This window comes from Haloferax prahovense DSM 18310, from assembly GCF_000336815.1.
Taxonomy (GTDB): Archaea; Halobacteriota; Halobacteria; order Halobacteriales; family Haloferacaceae; genus Haloferax; species Haloferax prahovense.
This window is the reverse complement of the sequence record NZ_AOLG01000050.1, coordinates 12,814-34,004: the sequence shown is the minus strand read 5'-3', so window position 1 is coordinate 34,004 and position 21,191 is coordinate 12,814. Positions and strand designations below refer to the sequence as shown.

At 66.1% G+C, this 21,191-nt stretch carries 23 protein-coding genes and 2 pseudogenes; 10 read left to right on the top strand and 15 right to left on the bottom strand.

Annotated features, from left to right (window positions below):
• Window positions 1–47: 47 nt before the first annotated feature.
• Complete coding sequence (locus tag C457_RS14690) at window positions 48–917, bottom strand: CehA/McbA family metallohydrolase (protein WP_008095833.1); 870 nt, start codon at window positions 915–917, stop codon at window positions 48–50.
• Window positions 918–1,123: 206 nt separating this feature from the next.
• On the opposite strand from C457_RS14690, the gene C457_RS14685 reads away from it, so the two are divergent.
• Complete coding sequence (locus C457_RS14685; protein WP_008095831.1) at window positions 1,124–2,869, top strand: Rieske (2Fe-2S) protein; 1,746 nt, start codon at window positions 1,124–1,126, stop codon at window positions 2,867–2,869.
• Window positions 2,870–2,926: 57 nt separating this feature from the next.
• Here the strand turns inward: C457_RS14685 and C457_RS14680 are convergent, their stop codons facing one another.
• A complete protein-coding gene (locus tag C457_RS14680) occupies window positions 2,927–3,961 on the bottom strand; it encodes an NAD(P)/FAD-dependent oxidoreductase (protein WP_008095829.1) in 1,035 nt (344 codons plus the stop codon).
• A gap of 156 nt (window positions 3,962–4,117) precedes the next feature.
• On the opposite strand from C457_RS14680, the gene C457_RS14675 reads away from it, so the two are divergent.
• The 6 genes from C457_RS14675 (at window position 4,118) to C457_RS14650 (ending at window position 7,931) form a co-directional block, all read left to right on the top strand.
• Entirely contained in the window at window positions 4,118–4,867 is a 750-nt protein-coding gene (locus C457_RS14675) for an HAD family hydrolase (RefSeq protein ID WP_008095828.1), read from the top strand.
• Entirely contained in the window at window positions 4,864–5,640 is a 777-nt protein-coding gene (locus C457_RS14670) for an aldo/keto reductase (protein ID WP_008095825.1), read from the top strand. Before C457_RS14675 ends, C457_RS14670 begins: the two co-directional genes overlap by 4 nt.
• An 86-nt stretch (window positions 5,641–5,726) precedes the next feature.
• Complete coding sequence (locus C457_RS14665; RefSeq protein ID WP_004975581.1) at window positions 5,727–6,431, top strand: RAD55 family ATPase; 705 nt, start codon at window positions 5,727–5,729, stop codon at window positions 6,429–6,431.
• Between the two features lie 13 nt (window positions 6,432–6,444).
• Window positions 6,445–6,861, top strand: a complete 417-nt coding sequence (locus C457_RS14660) for a hypothetical protein (protein ID WP_004975580.1) — start codon at window positions 6,445–6,447, stop codon at window positions 6,859–6,861.
• 62 nt (window positions 6,862–6,923) lie between these two features.
• Window positions 6,924–7,325 (top strand): peptide-methionine (R)-S-oxide reductase MsrB, encoded by a 402-nt coding sequence (gene msrB / locus C457_RS14655; protein ID WP_008095822.1) that lies wholly within the window; start codon window positions 6,924–6,926, stop codon window positions 7,323–7,325.
• Window positions 7,326–7,658: 333 nt separating this feature from the next.
• Window positions 7,659–7,931, top strand: a complete 273-nt coding sequence (locus tag C457_RS14650; protein ID WP_008095821.1) for a hypothetical protein — start codon at window positions 7,659–7,661, stop codon at window positions 7,929–7,931.
• A 144-nt stretch (window positions 7,932–8,075) separates the two neighbouring features.
• On the opposite strand, the gene C457_RS14645 is transcribed toward C457_RS14650, so the two are convergent.
• Both C457_RS14645 and C457_RS14640 read right to left on the bottom strand, forming a co-directional pair.
• The gene (locus C457_RS14645; RefSeq protein ID WP_008095820.1) at window positions 8,076–8,504 is read right to left on the bottom strand and encodes a universal stress protein; all 429 of its coding nucleotides are present in this window, start codon (window positions 8,502–8,504) and stop codon (window positions 8,076–8,078) included.
• A gap of 132 nt (window positions 8,505–8,636) precedes the next feature.
• Complete coding sequence (locus C457_RS14640) at window positions 8,637–9,452, bottom strand: helix-hairpin-helix domain-containing protein (protein WP_008095819.1); 816 nt, start codon at window positions 9,450–9,452, stop codon at window positions 8,637–8,639.
• Window positions 9,453–9,535: 83 nt separating this feature from the next.
• Between C457_RS14640 and C457_RS14635 the strand changes: the two genes are divergently transcribed.
• Both C457_RS14635 and C457_RS14630 read left to right on the top strand, forming a co-directional pair.
• Window positions 9,536–10,555, top strand: coding sequence for an NAD-dependent epimerase/dehydratase family protein (locus C457_RS14635; RefSeq protein WP_008095818.1), 1,020 nt, complete (start codon window positions 9,536–9,538; stop codon window positions 10,553–10,555).
• Between the two features lie 105 nt (window positions 10,556–10,660).
• A complete protein-coding gene (locus C457_RS14630) occupies window positions 10,661–10,906 on the top strand; it encodes a hypothetical protein (RefSeq protein ID WP_008095817.1) in 246 nt (81 codons plus the stop codon).
• A gap of 141 nt (window positions 10,907–11,047) precedes the next feature.
• Here the strand turns inward: C457_RS14630 and C457_RS14625 are convergent, their stop codons facing one another.
• Window positions 11,048–11,656, bottom strand: a complete 609-nt coding sequence (locus C457_RS14625; RefSeq protein ID WP_004062666.1) for a translation initiation factor IF-2 subunit beta — start codon at window positions 11,654–11,656, stop codon at window positions 11,048–11,050.
• 139 nt (window positions 11,657–11,795) lie between these two features.
• Between C457_RS14625 and C457_RS14620 the strand changes: the two genes are divergently transcribed.
• On the top strand, window positions 11,796–12,014 hold the full coding sequence (locus C457_RS14620; protein WP_008095813.1) for a hypothetical protein: 219 nt from the start codon (window positions 11,796–11,798) through the stop codon (window positions 12,012–12,014).
• A 62-nt stretch (window positions 12,015–12,076) separates the two neighbouring features.
• On the opposite strand, the gene C457_RS14615 is transcribed toward C457_RS14620, so the two are convergent.
• From C457_RS14615 to C457_RS20185, 10 genes and pseudogenes are all read right to left on the bottom strand, one after another.
• Window positions 12,077–12,796, bottom strand: coding sequence for a fumarylacetoacetate hydrolase family protein (locus tag C457_RS14615; protein ID WP_008095811.1), 720 nt, complete (start codon window positions 12,794–12,796; stop codon window positions 12,077–12,079).
• A gap of 92 nt (window positions 12,797–12,888) precedes the next feature.
• Complete coding sequence (locus C457_RS14610; RefSeq protein WP_008095809.1) at window positions 12,889–13,113, bottom strand: hypothetical protein; 225 nt, start codon at window positions 13,111–13,113, stop codon at window positions 12,889–12,891.
• Window positions 13,114–13,293: 180 nt separating this feature from the next.
• Complete coding sequence (locus tag C457_RS14605; RefSeq protein WP_008095807.1) at window positions 13,294–14,136, bottom strand: potassium channel family protein; 843 nt, start codon at window positions 14,134–14,136, stop codon at window positions 13,294–13,296.
• Window positions 14,137–14,212: 76 nt separating this feature from the next.
• Window positions 14,213–15,028, bottom strand: a pseudogene (locus tag C457_RS14600) (hypothetical protein).
• 130 nt (window positions 15,029–15,158) lie between these two features.
• Window positions 15,159–16,529, bottom strand: a complete 1,371-nt coding sequence (locus tag C457_RS14595) for a uracil-xanthine permease family protein (protein ID WP_008095805.1) — start codon at window positions 16,527–16,529, stop codon at window positions 15,159–15,161.
• A gap of 149 nt (window positions 16,530–16,678) precedes the next feature.
• On the bottom strand, window positions 16,679–17,224 hold the full coding sequence (hpt, locus tag C457_RS14590) for a hypoxanthine/guanine phosphoribosyltransferase (RefSeq protein ID WP_008095802.1): 546 nt from the start codon (window positions 17,222–17,224) through the stop codon (window positions 16,679–16,681).
• A gap of 69 nt (window positions 17,225–17,293) precedes the next feature.
• Window positions 17,294–18,988, bottom strand: coding sequence for an L-lactate permease (locus C457_RS14585; protein ID WP_008095797.1), 1,695 nt, complete (start codon window positions 18,986–18,988; stop codon window positions 17,294–17,296).
• 287 nt (window positions 18,989–19,275) lie between these two features.
• The gene (locus tag C457_RS19770; protein ID WP_083864303.1) at window positions 19,276–19,563 is read right to left on the bottom strand and encodes a GIY-YIG nuclease family protein; all 288 of its coding nucleotides are present in this window, start codon (window positions 19,561–19,563) and stop codon (window positions 19,276–19,278) included.
• 16 nt (window positions 19,564–19,579) lie between these two features.
• Window positions 19,580–20,355, bottom strand: a pseudogene (locus tag C457_RS14580) (IS5 family transposase).
• Window positions 20,356–20,391: 36 nt separating this feature from the next.
• Complete coding sequence (locus C457_RS20185) at window positions 20,392–21,114, bottom strand: hypothetical protein (protein ID WP_152420027.1); 723 nt, start codon at window positions 21,112–21,114, stop codon at window positions 20,392–20,394.
• Between the last annotated feature and the right edge of the window lie 77 nt (window positions 21,115–21,191).

Here is a 21,191-nt window from a genome sequence, read left to right as displayed (position 1 = left end):
AGCACTCGTTTGTTCGACGCTCGCGCCGGCGTCCGCGTTACTGCCCGCTACCGCGAGAACGGCGACATCCGGTAGAGCATCCGCACGGCCTGCGCGACGCCGGTCTTCGCCAGCGACCCGCTCTTGAGCGCGCCGAGTTTCGCGTAGTAGCCGGACTTGAACGCGCCCTTCTTGGCGAGGAGTGCGCTCCCGAGCGCCCCGCGTTTGGCGTAGTACGCGGACTTCCGGCCGGCCGCGCCGGCGTAGTGTTTCGTGCTCGTCGGAATCGGCGTCCGCCGGCCCTGCACCTCGGTCGAGCCGTTGCGGACGGCGTCCAAGATGTCGTCGGCGGTGAGAGAGGCGCGCGACACGTCGGGGATGTCGATTTCCGTGTAGGCGCGGCCGACGTACCCGACCTTGTGGGCGTCGCTCCCGGCGACGCCGGGGTACTGGCGCTTCGCGGCGAACCGACGGGCGCGGCGGTTCTTGTAGCCCGTGAAGAGCCACGAGTTGTACGTCTCGATGGCGTCGAAGGCGTCGCCGCCCGCGGCGTCGTGATACCGGCCGAGCCGACGGCGACCGATGCCGTGTCGGCTCCGCTGGAAGGGGTGCGGGACGATGGCGACGCCGCCGCGCTCGCGCACCCAGCGGGCCGTCTCGTCCAGCGGGCGACGCCGCGGCGGAAGCTCCTCCACGCCGAGCGCGAGGAGGTGGCCGTCGGCCGTCGAGACTTCCACGCCGGGGATGCCGACGAGGCCGTACATCGGCGCGAGTTGCGCCGCTCGGAGCGACTCGTCGATGACGTCGTGGTCGGTGACGACGACGGCGTCCAACCCGATTTCGGCGGCCTGCTCCAAGATGAGCTCCACCGGGTCGTGCGCGTCGTACGAGCCTTCCGAGTGCACGTGGGGGTCGATGCGGACGGTCAGCGCGGACACGACTCCTCGTTAGGTCTCGGCGAGGAAAAAGACACGCCCGAATCGTGCTAGCTCGCAGCACGGGATTCATCGGTCGTTGAACCCCGGATTCACCCGAAACAGGGCGTGAGGACCGCGCAGACACAGACTCTTCGAGAACACATCACGTCGCCGACGTAAATTCGCTTCAGCGAATCTTTAGGAATTATCGTGTCGAACGTGTGCACATGGCATCCGAAGACCGCTTTCACCCCGCCGTCGACCTCGCGGACCTCCGCGAGTCCGGCCGCGAACTGGTCGCGCTGGACGGACGCTCTATCGCCCTCTTCGACCACGAGGGGTCCGTCAGAGCCGTCGACAATGCTTGCCCGCACATGGGTTTCCCGCTCGCTCGCGGCTCCGTGGACGAGGGCGTACTGACCTGTCACTGGCACCACGCCCGGTTCGAACTCTCCTGCGGCGACACCTTCGACCCGTGGGCCGACGACGTGCGGACCTACCCCGTGGAGGTGCGCGACGGGACGGTCTACGTCGACCCGAACCCCGACCCGGACGAACCGCCGGCGGTCCGCTGGTCGAATCGGCTGGAAGACGGCCTCGAACAGAACCTCCGACTGGTCGTCGCGAAGTCCGTCATCGGCCTCCTCGACGCCGGCGTCGAGCCGACGGAGCCGCTTTCGACCGGCGTCCGGTTCGGCTGTCGCTACCGGCGCGACGGTTGGGGGTCGGGTCTCACTATCCTGACCGCGATGGCGAACGTCCTCCCCGACCTCGACCCCGACGACCGAAAGCGCGCGCTCTATCAGGGACTCGTCCACGTCGCGGGCGACGCCTCCGGCGAACCGCCGCAGTTCGAACAGGACGCCCTCGGCGCGACCGACACCGATTTCGACCGCCTGCGGTCGTGGTTCCGCGAGAACGTCGAGGTCCGCGACCCCGACGGGGCGGAGCGCGTCCTCCGGACCGCAATTGCGGCCGGCCGCGACGACGCCGAACTCGCCGGCATGGTCGCCGCCGCGGCCACCGACCACCGCTACCTCGACACGGGGCACGTCCTCGACTTCGTCAACAAGGCCTGCGAGGCGCTCGACCACGTCGGCTGGGACCGCGCCGACGAGGTCCTCCCGAGCCTCGTTCGCGGACTCGCCCGCGCCGACCGCGCCGAGGAGTCCGCCGAGTGGCGTCGCCCAATCGACCTCGCGGGAACGCTCGACGACGTGTTCGCCGACCTCGACGACCACGTCGACGCCGGCGCGGGCGAGACGTGGTCCCGACCGGACGGCCTGCTCGACACCCTCCTCGGCGACGACCCGCACGCCGTCGTCGACGCGCTGACCGAGGCGATTCGAGGCGGCGCGACGCCCGCCCAGCTCGCCGCTGTCGTCGCCTTCGCCGCCGGCACGCGGGTCGCGCGGTTCTCGACCACCAACGAGTTCGGCGACTGGAACACGGTCCACCACACGTTCACCTACGCCAACGCGGTCCACCGGCTCGCCGAGCGGACGGGCGCGAGAGAACTCTACCGCGGCGCGTTCGACGCCGCCGTCAACGTCTACCTCGACCGGTTCCTGAACACGCCCCCGGCCCCGCTTCCTGACCCGACCCCCGACGCCGACCCCGCGGAAGCACTCGAAACGCTGTCCGCGGCCTTCGACGCCGAGGGGCGGGTGAACGACGCCGGACGGGCGGCCGCGGGGTTCCTCGACGGCGGCGGCGACCCGGCGAGGCTCCGCCGCGAACTCGGGGGCGCGCTGCTCCGCGAGGACGCCGGCTTCCACACCTACCAAGCGCTCGAAGCCGGGTTCGAGCAGGCGGCGACGCGGCCGCCCGAGGAGGCCCGGACGCTCCTCGTCGGCGTCGCGCGCTACCTCGCGGCGCACTCGCCGACGCGCCGGGAGCGAGAACAGACGTTCAGCATCGCCGCGCGACTCCAGCGCGGCGAGTCGGTGTACGGCGAAGACGTCGACATCTGAGGCCGCGTCGGGGTCGTCGCGTCGACCTCTGACGTCGTCGCCGTCGGCTCTTTTCGACTACTGCTCGGCGATTCGCTCGCCCGCGTCGACGCCGCTCCAGAGGGCGGCGTGGACTCGGCCCTCGCCGACCGTCCAGTCGCCAGCGAAGTAGAGGCCGTGAGACTCCCCGCGGCGGAGTATCTCGCGGTCGGCGACGCCGTCGGGGAGGGCGTACCGCCAGCCCTGGTCGTCCACCCAGTCGGGGTCGCGCAGGCGCTCGTCGTCGAGGAGTTCGGCGACCATCGCGGCGACCTCGTCGGCCGCGTCGTCGAGGGGATCGTCGTAGTGCGCCTCGGACCACTCGGGGCTCGGTTGGACGACGAGCAGGCTCTCGCCGTCGGGGACGTGGCCCTCCTTGCACTCCTCGCGGGCGACCCAGCCGACCGGGTGGGTCTTGTCGGGGTTGACGAGCGCGTACCACGGCTCCTCGCGCTCGAAGGGGTAGTGGAGGACGACGGTCCGAACCGTTCGGTACTCGACGCTCCCGATGGCCTCGCGGAGCGCGACCATGCACTGGTCGCCCCAGCCCATCTCGGTCAGAATCGCGGCCGTCTGGGGGGCCGGCGGTGTCAGAAGCACCGAGTCGAACGGGCCGTGGCGCGTCCCCGATTCGTCGACGACGGACCAGTAGCCGCTGTCGGGGTTGTGGTCGATGGCGGCGACGCGCGTCTCTCGCTCGACGGTCGCCTCCGTCTCCGCGAGCAGGCGTTTCGCCAGTTGGGTGATGCCCTCGGTCCACGTCCACTTGTGCTGGTCGCGGGCGTCACCCTCCGAGATGACGCCGTCGCCGTCGAACGTCCAGACCGGTTCGTCGATGTTGACCAGCCCGTCCGCGCCCAGTCCGCGGACGAGCTGCGCCGTTCGGCGGTCGTAGTCTTTCACGTAGTTCGCGCCGTGGTCGTACCGACAGCCGTGTCGGCGGCGCGTCGCGGCGCGACCGCACACCCCGCGGCTCTTCTCGAGAATCGTGACGTTCGCGTTCGCCTCGCGGAGCGCGTAGGCCGCGCCAGCCCCAGCGGCCCCGGCTCCGACGATGCACACGTCGCGAGTCATCTCGCCACCCCGCGTGTGAGTCCAGCCAGCATCGGATAGACCTGCGGCTTCGAGGCGCTAAAAGACTCGCAACGCGGCGGGATTGGGGACCGTGTTCGCGCTCGCGGCCGCGGCCGGAGGCGAAAACGATTCACGTCGCGCCGCCGGAGTCCGGGTATGTACGACTCGGTCATCTTCGACCACGACGGCGTGTTGACAACGCTCGTCGAACTCTCGCCCCTCCGCGACGCGACGTGGGACGCCTTCGCCGAACTCGGCGTTTCCGACCCCGACCCGGACCACGTCGAGCAGGTGGTCATCCACGTCTCTCCCGAGGACGTGCGCGCCGCCGCCGAGCCCTACGACCTCGACCCCGAGACGCTGTTTCGCGTCCGCGACGAACTCCAGTCGGCCGCCCAACGGCGGGCCATCGCCGACGGCCGGAAAGTTCCCTACGACGACTTCGACGCGCTCCGCCGCATCGACGCGCCGATGGGCATCGTCTCCAGCAACCAGCAGGCCACCATCGACTTCGTCGTCGACCACCTCGACGCCGCGGACCTGTTCGGCACCGCTTACGGCCGCGAGCCCTCGATGACGAGTCTCCACCGCAAGAAGCCCGAACCCTACTACCTCGAACGCGCCATGGCCGACCTCGGCGTCGACTCGCCGCTGTTCGTCGGCGACAGCGACAGCGACATCGCCGCCGCCGAGGCCGCGGGCGTCGACTCCGCGTTCATCCGCCGGGGCCACCGCGCCGACCACACGCCGACGCCCGACCCGACCCACGAAATCGCCGGCCTCGACGACCTGCTCGAACTCGACGGCGTGCCCGTCGTCCACGGCGGGGCGGGCGCGTCGCGCGCACCGGACGGAACGGGTCCCGCGGCCGACGGCGGCCGCGAAGGCGGTGAATCGTCTCGATGACCCGGTCGCTCCCCCGCATCGGTCTCGGGACGATGGGCCTCGACACGCCCGACGAGGCCGCCGCCGTGACGACGGCGCTGGAGTTGGGTTATCGCCACGTCGACACCGCACAGATTTACGGCAACGAGACGGTCGTCGGCGACGCGCTCGCGGCCGCCGACGTGCCCCGCGAGGACGTGACGCTCGCCACCAAGGTCTGGGCGGACAGCCTCGCGCCCGCCGACGTTCGCCGGACGACCCGCGAGAGCCTCGACCGACTCGGCGTCGACTACGTCGACCTCCTGTACGTCCACCGCCCCGTCGACACCTACGACGCCGAGGCGACGCTTTCCGCCTTCGACGAACTCGTCGACGACGGCCTCGTCCGCGGGGTCGGCGTGAGCAACTTCACCGTCGCCGAGCTAGACGAGGCGCTCGCCCTGCTCGACGCACCGCTCGTCGCCCATCAGACGGAGTATCATCCGCTGTTTCAGCGCCCCGAACTCCTCGACCACGCCGAGGAACGCGGTTACGACGTGGTCGCGTACTCGCCGCTTTCGGGAGGCCGCGTCCGCGGCGTGGACGAAGTCGTCGCGGTCGCGGAGAAACACGACGCGACGCCCGAGGCGGTGAGCCTCGCGTGGGTGGCCGAAAAGGGGCTGTGTCCCATTCCGAAGGCGTCGAGCGAGCGCCACCTCCGGGCGAACCTCGACGCCGTCTCGCTGGAACTCGACGCGGGCGACGTGACGGCCATCGATGGTATCAAATCTGAAGTCGAACTGTTTCCTGAGTGATGAATCGTCCGCTCGGCGCCGTCTCGAAGTCTCAATTTCGATACTAGTCCCGGAACGATTATAATAAGACGGGCGAGTGTCCGACCATGCGGATTCCGAGTGGGGTAAGCGGGTTCGACGAGCTCATCCAGGGTGGTTTCCTCCCGCGCCGACTGTACGTACTGAGCGGACCGCCGGGGAGCGGGAAGACGACGTTCACGGCGCAGTTCATGGCCGAGGGGCTACGCAACGGCGAGAAGTGCATGTACATCACTATGCACGAGACCGAAGACGAGCTGATAAACGACATGTCGAGTTTCGACTTCGGCTTCGAGACGCTCGCCAGTTCCGAGGGCTTTCGCTTTATCAACCTCGTGAGCCCGAAGGGGAAACACATCCTCAACCAGTTCTCCCAGACCGGGGGGTCGTCGAGCGTCCAGAGCCTCACCGACAAAATCGTCGCGTTCGTCAACTCCCGACAGGTCGACCGCCTCGTCATCGACTCGACGATGTTGCTCCGGCTGTTCTTCGCCAACGGCTCCGAGGAGATGACGCGGTTTCTGACGGCACTCAAGCAGGGCGACGCCACGACGCTTCTCATCTCCGAGATGACCGACCCCTCGTCGTACTCCGACGAGCACTTCCTCGCCCACGGCGTGGTGTTCTTCCACAACTATCTGGAGGCGACTGGCATGACACGCGGCATTCAGGTCATCAAGATGCGCGGGACGAACATCGACTGCGACATCCGGTCGCTCGACTTCACCGACAACGGACTGGTCGTCGACCCCCGGTCGAAGGTCGACCTCTGAGGTAACCACAACAATGTACGAACGGGTCTTCGGAACGGACTGGCGGACGATTTCGGACGAGGAGGCCATCCGCCGGATGTACGCCCTCGGCGTCTCCAGCGCGCTCGGCCACCCGAACCGCGGCGAGTTCGAGCGCATCCGCCGGCAGGCCGGCACGGCCTACGGCCGGAGCGTCCTCCAACTCGCCTTTGAGGAGGGGAAACAGCGGGTCGCCCGAAACGAGTCGGAGTACGACTCGAAACAGGACGTGTGGGAGGCGCTCGTCGACGAGGAGACATCGCCCTCCACGGCGGGGCGCGCCGACGTGACGATGCAGAAGCCGACGGACAAACAGGGCATTCCCAAAGCCGTCGGCCGAGCGTCCGTCCTCGACGGCGGCGGCGACGACTTCTCTCGGATTCGGCTGCCGGAGTTCCTCCGACGCGGGTAGCCGGCCGAGCTCCGACGCGAGTAGCCGACGAGCCTTTGGGCGTCCGAACCCTCTTTCGACGTATGAGCGATAGCGAATTCAGCCTCTCGGAGTCAGAGTGGCGCGAGCGACTCTCGGAGGACGCCTACCGCGTCCTCCGCGAACAGGGGACCGAGCCGCGGTTTTCCGGCGAACACGTCGACCGGAGCGACGACGGCGTCTACCGGTGTGCCGGCTGTGGGACCGAGCTGTTCGGCTCGGAGACGAAGTACGACTCCAACTGCGGGTGGCCGAGCTTCTACGCCGCCGAGGACTCGAACATCGAGCTTCGACGCGACCTGAGCCACGGCATGGACCGCACCGAGGTCGTCTGCTCGACCTGCGACGGCCACCTCGGCCACGTCTTCGACGACGGCCCGGAGCCGACCGGCAAGCGCTTCTGTATCAACTCGGTCGCGCTCGATTTCGAGGCGGACGAAGAGTAGGACCCGGAGTTCGGAGGCCGGACCGACGCACTCGCCGCCGCCCTCACGCCGACCGCCGATGTGCGGCTGTCGGGGCCTGTTCTCTGTTTTCCTCGTCGCCCGGGGACAAAAGAGCCGGTTCCGAACCCGAACACGACCACGACCACGACTTCGCGGTGCATTCGCTCGGCGTTAGGCCCGACCTAGGCCCAAAACCGCCCGACCGTCGGGGGCGACCCGACGGTGCGCGCGCCACGTCGAGAATCGCGGTATCACGGCGGTAGGCCGGGTCTAACGCTCGTTTCCCGTGAGTAGCCGACACGTACCAAATTAGCATGGCGACGTACGAGAGGTATGTCTCGCAGCTACCCGGTCCGCCGCCACCCGACTCGGCGGACTCCCCCGTTCACGCCCTACGCCCTCGTCGTCGCCGGCCTCGTAACGTTCTGTATCGCCGTCCTCGCCCCCGTCGCCGACCTCTCGGCGGGCATGTCGGTGATGAACGTCGCCGCCGGCGGAACGGCCCCGGCGTTCGACGGCGGCACGCTCGTCCTCAGCGGCGGCCTGCTTCTCATCAGCGCCGCCTCGACGTTCTTCGGCGTCCTCCTGTTGCTCCTGCGACTCTGAGTCGAGGAGTCCGGGTCCGGGTCGGACGCGCGACGAGAATCGCGGACTGGCTGGCCCCGGCGAGAATCGGGAACAGACGCGAGACACGGGACCTCGGAACCCGATTTGCGGTTGCGACGCACTCGCTCGCCCGGCGCGGGCGGGTTATCGTCGCTCGATGGGGGTGGCCAGCACGGGAATTTTCGACTGGACGACGACCGACCGCGAGACGCTTCCGAGGATGTTGTCCTCGAAGCGCGCGTGGGTGCCCATCGAGATGAGCGCCGCGTCTGTCTCCTCGGCGAACGCGAGAATCTCCTCGGCCGGATCGCCGCGGCGGAGTTCCGTGGCGGCGTCGACGCCGTACTCGGCCATCGTCTCGGCGGCCTCGGCGAGCGCGGCTTCGCCCTGCGACCTGAGTTCCTCGTACACCTCGTCGACGCGCTCGTCGGCGAGCGTCAGGAAGGCGCGTTCGTCGACGACGTAGAGCAGGGAGACGGCGGCGTCGCGCTCTGCGGCGAGTTCCGCGGCGTCTTCGACGACCGGCTGCATCGAGTCGCTCCCGTCTATCGGCACGAGGATTGTGTCGTACATCAACTGGGAGTTAGGCGGGGACAGTATCACCCTCTTCGCCAGTTCCCGCGCGATGGGAACTACGCGGGACGAGGGACGCGGGACCGACCTCGCGAGGAGACGCGATTCCGGAAACGGAAGCGGTACGGGCGGCTACTCGTCACCGGTCGCGTCGTCGGCGTCGGTTTCGTTTTCGGTGCGCGCGTCACTCTCAGGCCCGGCGTCGCGTTCCGACGCCAGTCGCTCGGCGTACCGCTCGGCCCGTCGCTTCCAGTCGGTGACCCGTCGGGCCGACACGTCCGCGGCGGCGGCGAGTTCCTCGTCCGACGCCCCACGGAGCGCCGACACGGTGTCGATGCCCGCCGCCCGGAGCCGGGCCGCGTACGCCTCGCCGATACCGCGGATGTTCCGCGGGTCCTCGGGGTGTCGCTCCGCTTCGGCGGCCGCCTCGGCATCGACGCCACCCGCCGAGACGACCGTCGCCAACTGTTCGGTCATCGCGTCCACGCGACCGTCGAGGCCGTCTACTCGGCCTTCGACCTCGTCGATGCGCGCCGCGAGGTCTTCGTGGGTGTGTTCGTTCTTCCCGTCGGCGGCGGTCACGCCCGCGACGTCCGGGTCGACGCCAGCTTCGGTGATGGTCGGGTCAGCGTCGTCGTCGCGGTCGGCCGTCTCGCTGTCTCCGGTGTCGTGTCCGTCCCCGTCGGAATCGGCTTCCCCTTCACCCTCGTCGTCTCCGGACGCGTCGTCCGCGTCGTCGGTGTCGGCGTCTGGGTCTCCGACGCCACCTTCGGCGAGCGAGTCGCCCGGCTCCACGTCGTCGGGGAGGACGTACACCAGCGCGTCCGCCGGCACGTAGCCGACGACCTGTTTTCGCTTCTTGTCGGCGGTGAGGACGACCCCGCCGGAGTCGAGGGCCTTGTAGCCGCCGCACTCGAAGCTCGTCCCGTCCGTGAGATATACTTTCATAATCAATTATTGGCTTTGAGACAGGATGAGTGTTGTCGCTCCGCTGTCGGGGGTTTATGGCCGCTCGCCGCGGCTCACGACGCATGGACGTGTTCGTCATCGGCGGGACCGGACTGCTCGGCACGGGAATCGTTCGGCGGCTCGTCGCCGCCGGCCACGACGTGACCAGTCTCCAGCGGGGCGAGACCGACGACGACCTCCCGTCGGGCGTCGAACGGGTCGCCGGCGACCGCGACGACCCGTCGGTACTCCGCGGCGCGATTCGGGACGCGAGCCCCGAGGTCGTCGTCGACATGGCGTGTTTCGACGCCGAGACCGCCCGCGAGGCGGTCGAAATCTGCCGAACCGTCGTCGACCGCTACGTCTTCTGCAGCACCATCGACGTGTACCACCGGCCGCCGCCGATGAATCCCGTCACCGAATCGAGCCCGCGGAACCCGCCGGTCAGCGACTACGCGGCGGGAAAAATCGCCGCCGAAGACGCGTTCTTCGACGCCCACGACCCCGACGAGTTCGAGGTGATCGTCCTCCGCCCGTGGAACACCTACGGCGAGGGCGGCACGCTCGTCCACACCCTCGGCACGAACTCGTCGTACATCGATCGAATCCGCGAGGGCAAGCCCATCGTCGTCCACGGCGACGGCACCTCGCTGTGGGGGCCGTGTCACCGCGACGACGTGGCGCGGGCGTTCGTCGGCGCGGTCGAGCGTCCGGGAGTCGGCGGCCGCGCCTACAACGTCACGAGCGAGGAGACGATGACGTGGAACCAGTACCACGAGCGCGTCGCGGCCGCGCTCGACGCGCCTGAACCCGACCTCGTCCACGTCCCGACCGAGGTGCTCCGCGCGGTCGCGCCCGACCGGACACGGATGCTCCGGGACCACTTCCGGTACAGCACCGTCTTCGACAACAGCCGGGCGAGAGCCGACCTCGGGTTCCGCTACACGGTCGCGTTCGAGGACGGTGCCCGCGGGGTGGTGTCGTGGCTGGACGACCACGACGCGGTGGACTCGTGGGATGCAGACCCGCTTTCCGACGACCTCGCGGCCGCGTGGCGGGACGCGACCGACGCGTTCGTCGCGGGGTTCGAGTCGGGCGAGTGAGTCCGTCGGTCGTCGCGGCGGCAAGCCGAGAACGGGGGAGGCCATCGCTCCCGCGTCGTAGGAACGAGCGTCGCCTTTTCACCGATTCCGCCCCGATATGTGGATATGCTCCGAGCTCTGTTGGCGGCGTTCGGTCTGGTTGAACTGCTCGTTCCGGACAAACTGGTCGCCGTGATGACGCGCCTCGCTTACGAGGACGGCGGCGAGATGACGGCGAAGCCGTGGGTGGTGACGGCGGCGCGCGTCGAGGGAGCGGTGTTCCTCCTCGTCGCGCTGTTCGGCCTTCGCGGTCGGTGCGACGGTGAGGCCGGTGAGACCGGTGAGACCGGTGAGCCAGACGAAGACAAATAACTGCGTCTCGCGGGCGTCACCGACGTCGGTGAACCGGCCCGCGAAAGAAGCGACCGCGGCGAGAGAATATGAGACTGTGCGCGGAATTCGGTCGCCGAGCGACTCGTGTTCCGCCGCGTCGGTGGGACGCGTGCGTCCGGCTCAGGCGAGTCGCGCGAACGCGAGCGACCCGCTCGTGTTCTTGATGTAGACGCGGACGGTCTGTCCTTCCTGCGCGCCGGGCACGAAGATGGTGTACTTCCCGCGCTGGGCGACGCCGTCGCCCTTGCGGCCGGTCCCGGTGATTTCGACCTCGTAGGTGCGACCCTCTTCGACGGCCTCGCGCTGGCGCTTGTTGCTCACGCTGGAGCGCTTCTGGACCGGCCGGAACGCACCACAGGCCTCACAGCGGAGCATGTCGACGCCGTCCTCGGTGACGAGGCGGGTGTCCGGCAGGCCACACTCCGAGCAGATGACGTACTCCTCGACGTAGCCGTCGATGGCCTCCTCGAAGTCGTTGATGGAGAACGACCCGCTGTAGCGGGCGCGGTCGCCCTCCAGCTGGCCGCTCGTCCCGAGCGTGCGCTGGATGGCGCTGTGGAGGTGCGCGGGCGTCCGCGAGAGCGCGTCCGCGATCTCCCCGAGATTGGTGAGGCGGGTGAACGCGCCGTCGGTCTCGCCGGACGGGTCCGGCACTGTGAGGCGTTCCTGTTCGACGTTTCGTTCCGGTAGGACGTTGAGCGCTCGGTCGAGCGCAGTCTGATACTCCATAGGGGTTCGAGTGTCTGGCGACGTATAGCCGTTCCGTGACCGTCCTCCCCGCGGCACCGACGCGTCGGCGTTCGTTTCACCGTCCTCGACGGCGGAACCGAGCGCCACGCCTTCGCCGCTGGCTCTCCAACGCCTCTCCATGGGCTACACGTGGCAGTACTACGACCTCGTACTCCTCGGCATCCTCGGGAGCCTCGTCGCCGGCGTCGCCGCCGGTCGACTCACCCCGATGGAGCCGCAGACGACGCTCGTCGGCTTCAGCGCCCTCGCGGCCGTCGTGATGGCTCACGGTCTGTTCGTCAACGGTCCCGTGGACGAGCCGGCCGACCTCACGGACGAGGTCGAGGCGCTGAACTGAGCCGGGCTGTCTGACGACCGTCGGTCGTCCGCTCACACCTCGTCGTCTCGCCGCGCGCCTCCTTACTCGCCGTCGACGACGCTGTTCGTGAGCGTTCCGACGCCTTCGTACCAGATTTCCACGTCGTCGCCGGGCTCGACCAGTCCGGGGTTCGCCGGGCTGCCGAACGAAATCACGTCGCCCGGCCGGAAGGTGTAGCGCTCCGAGAGGAACGAGACGACCTCGGCGGGCGAAAAGAGCATCCGCTCGGTGTTCGCTTCCTGCCGGAGTTCGCCGCCGACGTGGGTCGTCATGTCGATGTTCGCGGGCTCCACGTCGGTCTCTATCCACGGGCCGAGCGGCCCGGAGCCGTCGAAGGCCTTCCGGGCGGTCCGGCCGGGTTGGTCGAGCGCGTCGAGGTCGTTGAGAATCGTGTAGCCCCGGACCACATCGGACACGTCTTCCTCGGCCACGTCCGAACATTCGCGGTCGATGACGGCCGCCAGTTCGCCGGCGTAGGTCAGTTCGTCGGTCCAGTCGGGGTACTCGATGTCCGCACCGGGGTCGAGCACCGACACCGGCGGCTTGATGAACCAGTCCGGCTGGTCGGGAATATCGTAGTCCATCTGGTCGACCGTCGCCGCGTAGTTCCGACCCACGCAGTAGAGCGCGGTCGGCTCGCAGGGCGCGAGCAACTCGGCGTCGACGCCGACTTCGTACTCCTCGCCGTCGGCCGTTACGACGCCGTCGTCGTACCGGCCCGACACCACTCCGTCGTCGGTTCGAATCCGTGCCAATCGCATCGCTCACCCGTCGGTCGGCCACTCACTTCAAGCGACGTGTCTCCGCAAGTGAACGTAGACGGGAACGGTCACGGATGCGCCGCCGACGCACCTCAGTCGGATGCGGACTCCCGGTTCATCCGGGGCATCGACCGGTTCTCGCGGTCGACGAGGTTGTGGATGCGCTCGGTGCGCGTCGATTCGAACTGGCGCTGACACCGGGCGACGCCTGACGCGGGGTCGGTGGGGTCGGCGTCTGCGCTGGCGTCGGTCTCGGCGGTCGGCTCGCGGTCTGTTCGCAGGGTCGGTTCGTAGGTCGGGGTGGCGTTTGTGCTCACGATTTTGGATGGTTCGGGTCGGTCGGACGGCTATGCGGCGACGAGAAGAGTTAGCGAAGTACGCGTACGACCGACATTGTTGTACCCGGCAGTACAGACCAATCTATAATAAATATTAATGTTCGAACAGCGGCGGCGGTTCGACCCGCGGTTGTGACCGCGTCGCGGCCGCGTGCGTTCTCACTCCCGCGAGTCGTACTCCTGATAGATGACGTGGCCACAGGACTTGCAGTGAGAGGCGTCGGCGTCGTGGTATGCGAGTCCGCAGTTCTGGCAGGTGACGGAGACCTTGTTGCGGTGGCCCCATTCCTTGACAATCTTGCTCGCCTGCCACGGGATGAGGATGATGCCCGCGAGGATAGCGGCGACCGTCACCCACCGCCCCGCCTCGGTCACCGGGACGATGTCGCCGAAACCGACCGTCGAGAGCGTGACGACGATGAAGTAGAACGCGTCGCCGAACGTCCCGACGTTGGGATTCGCCCGGTGTTCGAACGAGTAGAACATCCCCGCGGCGACGAAGAAGATGGTGAGTACCGTCAACAGCAGTTTAATCACGCGGAGCGTCCCGACGGAGACGGTGCCGAAGAAGAACTCCTCGTCGCGCGTGAACCGGTAGAACCGAAAGACGCGGACTACGCGAATCACTCGCAGGAAGCCGATGTTGGCGGCGACCGACGAAACGGGGAGCGCGAGCACCGCCAGCGTCGGTAAGATAGCCAGCAGGTCGACGAACGAGTAGACGTTGAACAGTTCGGCGGTCCGGTCCCGCGCGCCGTAGAGTCGGAGGAGGAACTCCGCGAGGAACACGATGGAGACGACGACCTCGACGGACCAGAGCATCGACTGCACCGACGCCGAAAGCGGATAGGTCTCGGCGACGAACACCCCGACGAAAAGCAGGTTGAGTGCGAGGAGCGCGATGTCGATGGTCTTGCCGACCGCAGTCCGGTGGTCGAGAAGATAGAATCTGACCACGTCTCGCGGCGTCTCGCGGCGCGACCCCCGCGCGTGATCGTCCATGGCTCGTCTTTGGCGGTGAAATACTTATACCGTTGCTCGCAGGGCGGCAGACGGCGGCGACTCGGCGGCGACCGCCTCAGAGGACGATAGCGCCCTCGGGGAGTAGCTCACGCTCGGTGCGCCGCGCCTCCTCGCCCTCCTCGACGAGCGTCGGCTCGTCGACCGGTTCGGAAAACCGGTTCGGGTCCGGTTCGACCCGTTTGAGCATCGACGAGAACACCGGTCCCTTGCGGCCGCCGGCGGAGGTGATGCCGCCGTACTGTCGCTCCTCGAACGTGGACTCGTCGGGGCTGGGGAACTCCTCGCGAATTATCTGTGCGGTGTCTCTGATGTACTCGGCGGCCTCCTTCTGCGAGTAGAGGCTCTCGTTGTAGTAGCGCTCTGCCTACTCGTCGTCGAGCTCCTCGGTGGAGTGTTCGGGCGACTCGTAGAGGACGGACTCCGTGGTCGTGTGGCCGCTGGCGAAGCGGATGTTGACCGTAAAGCAGTCGGGATACCGCAGGATGATGGGGAAAAACAGCATGTCGGTGACGGTGATTCGCTGTTGCATCCGCCAGAGCCCCTCGAAGTAGTAGGCCGTGAGCGCGCCGACGCGGTCGTCTCGCTCCCCGCGGTTGTACGCCATCGCTATCTCCTCGTAGTCGTCGCCGGCGATGTGGTGACAGCGCCGCTTGTAGCTCTTGGCAATGCCTTCGAGTTGCGTCTCGTAGGCTTCGAGCAGAGGAATGTCGGGGTCGGCGAGCATGTCCGCCTTCCGCTCTTGGGCGTCAGCGATGTTCATCATGTTCTCGTGGAACAGTCGCTCGGCGTCCTCGTCCGGCAGGGGCGTTCTGACCGCCTGCCGGTACAGTACCCGCGTATCCCCGTTGAATGTGACCCGCTGCTCGCTCATCTCGTGAAGTGATGATGCGGCGAACAGAAATCAATTCGTCGGTAATCCGGACGGTTTCCCGACAGTCGCGAGACACGAAATATAAACCGACCACTGAAACCGGAACCGGTTATCAGCTATCCGGTGCGTGTCAGTCGTCGGTTGACGCGCGGCCGTCCGCGGCGACCGACTCGTCTGCCGCGTCGAAAAGCGGGCTCTGGTCGCCCGGCGCGAGCGTGTTGAGCACGAGCGCCGTCAGCGCGGTCACGATGACCGGCTGACTGAAGAACGTCGCGGCGGCCTGCGGGAGTCCCGAGAGCGCGTCGGGACGCGTGGCGACGCCCAGACCGAGGCCGAGAGAGGTGGCGACGACGACCATGTTCCGCCGGTCGAGATTCGTGTGGAGGAAGACGAGACGGACGCCGCTGGCGGCGACCATCCCGGCCATGAGCAGGACCGCGCCACCGAAGACGGCGCTCGGGATGGTCGCGACAGCCGCGCCGACCTTCGGGCTGAGGCCGAGGACGGCGAGAACGACGCCCGCGATGCCGACGACGTACCGGCTCATCACGCCGGTGAAGTTGACGATGCCCACGTTCTGCGAGAACGAGGTGACCGGGAACGCGCCGAACACCGACGCGATAGAGCTCATGAAGCCGTCGGTGAACAGGCCGCCGCGGAACTCCTCGTCGGTCGGGTTGCGGCCCTCGGCGGCGGTGATGCCGGACATGTCGCCGACGGTCTCCATCGCGGAGACGAGAAACAGGAACGCGAAGGTGACGATGGGGACCGGTTCGAAGCTGACGCCGAACGCGCCGGGGCGGGGAATCGCGAACCACGCCGCGTCGGCGATGGGCGAGAAGTCGACCACGCCGAGCGGGACGGCGACGGCGTAGCCGACGGCGATGCCGACGAGCGTGCTCAGGAGTCGCGTGATGCCGTCGGTAAAGAGGTTGAGTGCGATGGCGACGCCGAGGACGAGCGCCGCGAGACCGATGTTGTGGGCCGCGCCGTAGTCGGCGGCTCCGACCCCGCCGGCGGCGTAGTCCATGCCGACCGGGACGAGGTAGAGCCCGATGATGACGACGACGAGTCCGGTCACGAGCGGCGGGAAGAAGGGTTTGATGCGGTCGAACTGCCAGCCGATGAGTCCCTCGACGACGAAGCCGGTGACGAGAATCGCGCCGAACACCGCGCTCAGGCCGTAATCGACGCCGATAGTCGTCGCCGCGCCGACGAAGGTGAAGCTCGTCCCCATCACGATGGGGAGCCGCGAGCCGACCGGCCCGACGGCGTACGCCTGTACCACGGTCGCGAGCCCCGAAAACAGGAGCACCATCTGGACCACGTAGGCCGTGTCGGCGACGCCGAGGCCGACCGCGCCCGCGACGATGAACGCCACGGCGGTCGCCGGGACGATCATCACCGAGACGTGCTGTATCCCGAGGAGAATCGACTCCAGCAACGGCGGCCGGTCGTCGATTTCGTATTCGAGGCCGAGTTCACCGCTGTCGTCTGCCATCTGTACTCGCCACGAGCGACCCCCATTCAATAATAGTTTCGCGTTCGAGCGTATTTCACTGCCTCTGACACACCGTATTGAACACGAGCGTGCATACTCGGTGAGCGAGAGGGGGAAACTGACGTCGCATCGACCGCAACTGGCTCCGCTCAGTGAATCTCGACGCCGTCCTCGTCGACGCTGATGTCAACGAGGCTCGTCGCCTCGTAGTCGGTGTCGTCGAGCGCGGTCTCACCGACCTTCCGGATGGCGACGACGATGTCTGAGATGTCCGCGCCGATGTCGTCGAGCGCGCCGCAGATGGCCGCGAGCGTCCCGCCGGTCGAAAGCAGGTCGTCCACGACGAGCACGCGGTCGCCATCTTCGATGTCGTTGATGAACATCTCCGACTCGGAGTAGCCGGTCGTCTGGTGGAGCGCGACCTCCCCGTCGAGGCCGTACTCGCGTTTGCGGATGACGACGAGCGGGATGTCCGTCTGGAGGGACAGCGCGGTGGCGATGTGGATGCCCATCGCCTCGGGCGCGACGATTTTGTCCACGTCGAGGTCGGCCGCGCGGGTGATGCCGACGACGACCTCGCGCAGGAGTTGCGGATCGAGCATCGGCACGCCGTTGCTGATGGGATGGACGAGATAGGAGTAGCCGTCCTTGTCGATGATGGGCGCTTCGTGTAGGGACTCCTCGAGTCGCTGCATGGGGTCCGTTTCACGAATCGGCCCAAAAGTGGTTCGCTCTCTGCGAGGGCGGCGTTCCCCGGCGGTCGCTCAGAACACGCCGGGCGCGACGACGTAGACCAGAAGCGACCCGACGGCACCGACGAACAGCGCGAAGACGACGGTCGGCACGACCACCTTCCGAAGGATGTCGCCCTCGCGGCCCGCGATGCCGATGACGCCGGAGATGGCGGCGATGTTGAGGACGGAAATCATGTTCCCAACGCCGCCGCCGACGTTCTGGATGGCGACGACGAGCGCGCGGGAGAGTCCGACGTCGGCGGCCGCGTTGTACTGCAGGGCGTTGAACAGGATGTCCGAGGTGGTGTTGCTCCCGGTGACGAACGTCCCGAGCGCGCCGATCCACGGCGCGACGAAGGGAAGCGCCGCCCCGGCACCCTCGGCCAGCACCAATGAGAGGACGTTCATCATCCCGACGGTGTCGGTGGGGTTGATGCTCGACTGAATCATGACCTGCGTGAGCGAGACGGCGACGACGAGCGTCACCGCCGCCGTCGCGACCTGTCTCCCGGATTCGGTCCACGCGTCGGCCATCTCACCGGTGTCCATCCGGTAGAACACACCGGTCAGGACAGCGACGGGGAGAAACGGCATCGTCCCCGGCAGGTAGAGATACGCCAGCGACCACGACATCGTCTCGTACCCGAATATCTCGTAGGGACCGACGGTGTACCCCTGCAAGACGGACACGAGGTCGAACGTCGGCCAGCGCGTGACGAGCAGCACGAGCGCGACGGAGACGTACGGTGCCCACGCCATCCAGACCGGCATCCGCTTTCGCGGCTCGTCGGTGTCGAGAGAGGACGGGTCGAGGCCGCCCAGCCACTCGTCGAGCCAGCCCTCGCGGTCGGGGAACGTCCACCGCTCGGACGGGACGAGCACGTCCCGGTCGGCCATCACGACGCCGACGGCGAGGACGGCGAAGCCGGCGGCGATATCGGGGAGCGCCGGGCCGATGAACCACGCGACCGCGAGCTGAACCGCCCCGGTCAACGCCCCGAGGACGAGCGCGAACGGCGCGATGGGCGCGGCGGCACGCGCGGCCCCCAGCACCGACCGCTCGTCGTCGTCGCCGAACCAGTAGACCAGCAGAAACACGCCGAGGAGGCCCCAGAACGCGAACGTCAGTCCGGTCATGACGCCGGTCCATGCCGAGACCAACTGCCGGAACGGTCCCCCAGCCATCGCCGCCGGGAGAATCGACTCGATTTGGCTGACGCCGCCGATAATCGGCGTCCCAGCGGCACCGAACTGCGGGTTCGGCGCGTTGAAAAACAGGCCGAAGACCGCCGCCGCCAGCGGCGGGAAGCCGAGCCCGATGAAAAGCGGCGCGGCCAGCGCTCCCGGCGTCCCGAACCCCGCGACGCCCTCGATAATCGTCTCGAAGCCGAGCCCGATGAGGAGCAACTGGATGCGGCGGTCGCGCTCCAGTCGGCGGAAGTACCACCGAATCGTCTCGATGGAACCGCTGACCTCGAGATAGTTCATGAGCAGAATCGCCCCGAAGACGATGAGGACGATGTTGAGCCCCTCCAGCGCGCCGTATATCGCGGCCCCCGCCCACGCGGTCGGCTCCATGTGCCAGACCGTGAGCGCCAACGCCGTCGCCAGTACCCAGCCGACGCCCATCGACCGCGCCGCCGACCACCGAAGCCCGGCGAGGAGGACGAACGCGACGACTATCGGGACGCTCGCCGCAAGTGCTAGTATCTCGACTGATGCCATTGTTTCTTTCTGTGTGTTCTTGATTGAGTTTGTTGTATTACTCGCCCCGTTCTCTCGCGACTCGAACCGAGAGTGGGTTTAATATGCTCGGGCGGCAAATTCACTAGGTCGCGTGACGCTGGCCGAGGGGTGAGAGACTTCGCGTGAGAAAGTGGCCTCGGCACTCATCCTAAGCGAATCTATCCATGTCGCTATTGCAGAACTCAACTCCGTAGTTCGATCTTGGTTCAATAGTTTAGAAAAATCAGACCACACAGAGAATCTGAGATTGTTTGTGGTGACTAAGATCAGTTAAAATACGCCCAAGAGAAATCGGTCTTACTGAGTTCTAATGCACGCTGCTCTTCTAGTGTCTTTGCCGCTTTTTTTGAATCAGCTCCGGTTATGTCTATCACGCCATTCGTGGGATGAAACAGATGCGGAAATTTGCTCCCACTCCAAGCAGCACCCTTTACGTGTTGTTCAAACCTCCTGCTGACCTCGTTTGAGATTCCCACGTAGTAGACTGAGTCGTTATTATTGAGATGATAGGCCGCTCGGTAGATTCCTTCAACTTGGCTCTGGTGAATCGCCATACAGCGGTTGATTTGGCTATGTTGCGGCACGCTTGATGTTGTGAACGACACATTTCAAGACGAGTTCACGAAATTCACGGTACCACGTTCGCGCACGCACGGCGTCGCCGTGCGTGCGCTTGATCGACGAGAAGACGGTCTCACACATNCGATGGGCCGGAAGATACGATGTTTAATCAGCGGTCTCACGCCTTCCTCGCGTAGTTTTTCGCGTAACTGCATCAAGTCGTAGCCTTTGTCGGCGGCGAGGCTGTGCAGGTCGCCTGCGTTGCGGCAGGCGACCTGCCAGCCGAGTTGTGTGTCGTGGGTCTTCTCGGTCGTACAATGAACGTCGAGAACAGCTTGGGTTTGCGTATCGACGAGAGCCGTCGCTTTGAGTGTCTGAACGCGATAATTCGTGCGGCGGCAGTAGTGCTTGCTAGCGTTTTCGCGGTCGAAAAAGGTGGCATCGATGGCGGCGTGACCCGAGGGGTCGTGCAGCTGCGCCGACAGGCGCAGCAGCACTCGCCAGACCTTCATCTGAAACCTATCAAACGCCTTAACTAGCGTCGAGTGATCAGGGAGATCGCCCTCTTCGAGGCCGATCTCGGCGAGAATATGCGGCATTTCGCTCAGCAGATCCAGTGCGTTGCGGTACGACTCATCGAGGTAAATCCGCAGACAGTGCAGCGATACGAGAGCGTAGTCGGCGAAGCCGCCACCCCCTTCGGGGGCGGCGACTTCGCCTCGGTCACCAACAACATTTTTAGCCAACGTGACCGCCTTCTTCGTGAAGCGGGAGATTTTCGACATAGAGCATCGACGGTTTCCCGCTTCATCTTCCAAATTCTAACGGTCGAAACCGACGCCGTCTAGTGATTCACCAGAGCCTTCAACTTGGTTGATGGCTATCCCGTAACGTTCCATTGCTTTTGCGTGGCGTCGGAGAAGCTCGATATCTTCTGGCTCTGATTTAATTCGTGGAGTCACATCAATCTCGTAGACGTGCCAAGGATCATCGGAAATCGAAGACTCGAGGTGGGTCTCCCAGCTTTTGTCCAACTTGATGACCTTGTCTGGGTCCACTTCTGGATGATGTGTTGCTTGCTCACGTGCGGGCGCAGTATCAGGGATAAATTGCTCTGCGCCTTCAGGTAGTATTGTTGGAACAGCGGTTACTGGTCGATCAATATTATCCTTGGCTGCACGAAGAGCAACGACTAGTTCTACCAGGTCTCGCTTCGTGACACGGATGATCTTCTCATATTGAGGGCGGCCAATCTGCTCAGATAGGAACCGGCGAAGTTCTCCTGCCTTCTTTCCAGCGGGTCTATTTGTGTCATGTATTTCATACGCCTCCGGAATTGCTGGACTGACGGCTGGACAGAAAGATTTCATACTTTTTGTGGAGATCTTTGAGTCTGGATCTTTGTCCATCAATTTGTTTAATTCTCGCTTGAGAGTCGCTATCTTGTATTTCCCACTCACTTCGGCTATTTCTCTACGGAAATCATACTCCCAAACGGGATCATCAGCAGTCACGTTAGTTACAAGATATGACATGGAGTTCATGAATACAGAGTTACTTGACACTATATCAATCATTGGCCACGAATTATATCTTAACACCTGATATGGCCAGTGTTTCT

Excerpts from the sequence above, each read along its gene's own strand:
- C457_RS14640 (WP_008095819.1), bottom strand. The coding sequence starts at position 9,452 with ATGAAAGTATATCTCACGGACGGGACGAGCTTCGAGTGCGGCGGCTAC.
- C457_RS14680 (WP_008095829.1), bottom strand. The coding sequence starts at position 3,961 with ATGACTCGCGACGTGTGCATCGTCGGAGCCGGGGCCGCTGGGGCTGGC.
- C457_RS14595 (WP_008095805.1), bottom strand. The coding sequence starts at position 16,529 with ATGGCAGACGACAGCGGTGAACTCGGCCTCGAATACGAAATCGACGAC.
- C457_RS14635 (WP_008095818.1), top strand. The coding sequence starts at position 9,536 with ATGGACGTGTTCGTCATCGGCGGGACCGGACTGCTCGGCACGGGAATC.
- C457_RS14625 (WP_004062666.1), bottom strand. The coding sequence starts at position 11,656 with ATGGAGTATCAGACTGCGCTCGACCGAGCGCTCAACGTCCTACCGGAA.
- C457_RS20185 (WP_152420027.1), bottom strand. The coding sequence starts at position 21,114 with ATGAACTCCATGTCATATCTTGTAACTAACGTGACTGCTGATGATCCC.
- C457_RS14650 (WP_008095821.1), top strand. The coding sequence starts at position 7,659 with ATGTCTCGCAGCTACCCGGTCCGCCGCCACCCGACTCGGCGGACTCCC.
- C457_RS14665 (WP_004975581.1), top strand. The coding sequence starts at position 5,727 with ATGCGGATTCCGAGTGGGGTAAGCGGGTTCGACGAGCTCATCCAGGGT.
- C457_RS14605 (WP_008095807.1), bottom strand. The coding sequence starts at position 14,136 with ATGGACGATCACGCGCGGGGGTCGCGCCGCGAGACGCCGCGAGACGTG.
- C457_RS14615 (WP_008095811.1), bottom strand. The coding sequence starts at position 12,796 with ATGCGATTGGCACGGATTCGAACCGACGACGGAGTGGTGTCGGGCCGG.
- C457_RS14645 (WP_008095820.1), bottom strand. The coding sequence starts at position 8,504 with ATGTACGACACAATCCTCGTGCCGATAGACGGGAGCGACTCGATGCAG.
- C457_RS14620 (WP_008095813.1), top strand. The coding sequence starts at position 11,796 with ATGGGCTACACGTGGCAGTACTACGACCTCGTACTCCTCGGCATCCTC.
- msrB (WP_008095822.1), top strand. The coding sequence starts at position 6,924 with ATGAGCGATAGCGAATTCAGCCTCTCGGAGTCAGAGTGGCGCGAGCGA.
- C457_RS19770 (WP_083864303.1), bottom strand. The coding sequence starts at position 19,563 with ATGGCGATTCACCAGAGCCAAGTTGAAGGAATCTACCGAGCGGCCTAT.
- C457_RS14670 (WP_008095825.1), top strand. The coding sequence starts at position 4,864 with ATGACCCGGTCGCTCCCCCGCATCGGTCTCGGGACGATGGGCCTCGAC.
- C457_RS14630 (WP_008095817.1), top strand. The coding sequence starts at position 10,661 with ATGCTCCGAGCTCTGTTGGCGGCGTTCGGTCTGGTTGAACTGCTCGTT.
- C457_RS14675 (WP_008095828.1), top strand. The coding sequence starts at position 4,118 with ATGTACGACTCGGTCATCTTCGACCACGACGGCGTGTTGACAACGCTC.
- hpt (WP_008095802.1), bottom strand. The coding sequence starts at position 17,224 with ATGCAGCGACTCGAGGAGTCCCTACACGAAGCGCCCATCATCGACAAG.
- C457_RS14660 (WP_004975580.1), top strand. The coding sequence starts at position 6,445 with ATGTACGAACGGGTCTTCGGAACGGACTGGCGGACGATTTCGGACGAG.
- C457_RS14585 (WP_008095797.1), bottom strand. The coding sequence starts at position 18,988 with ATGGCATCAGTCGAGATACTAGCACTTGCGGCGAGCGTCCCGATAGTC.
- C457_RS14685 (WP_008095831.1), top strand. The coding sequence starts at position 1,124 with ATGGCATCCGAAGACCGCTTTCACCCCGCCGTCGACCTCGCGGACCTC.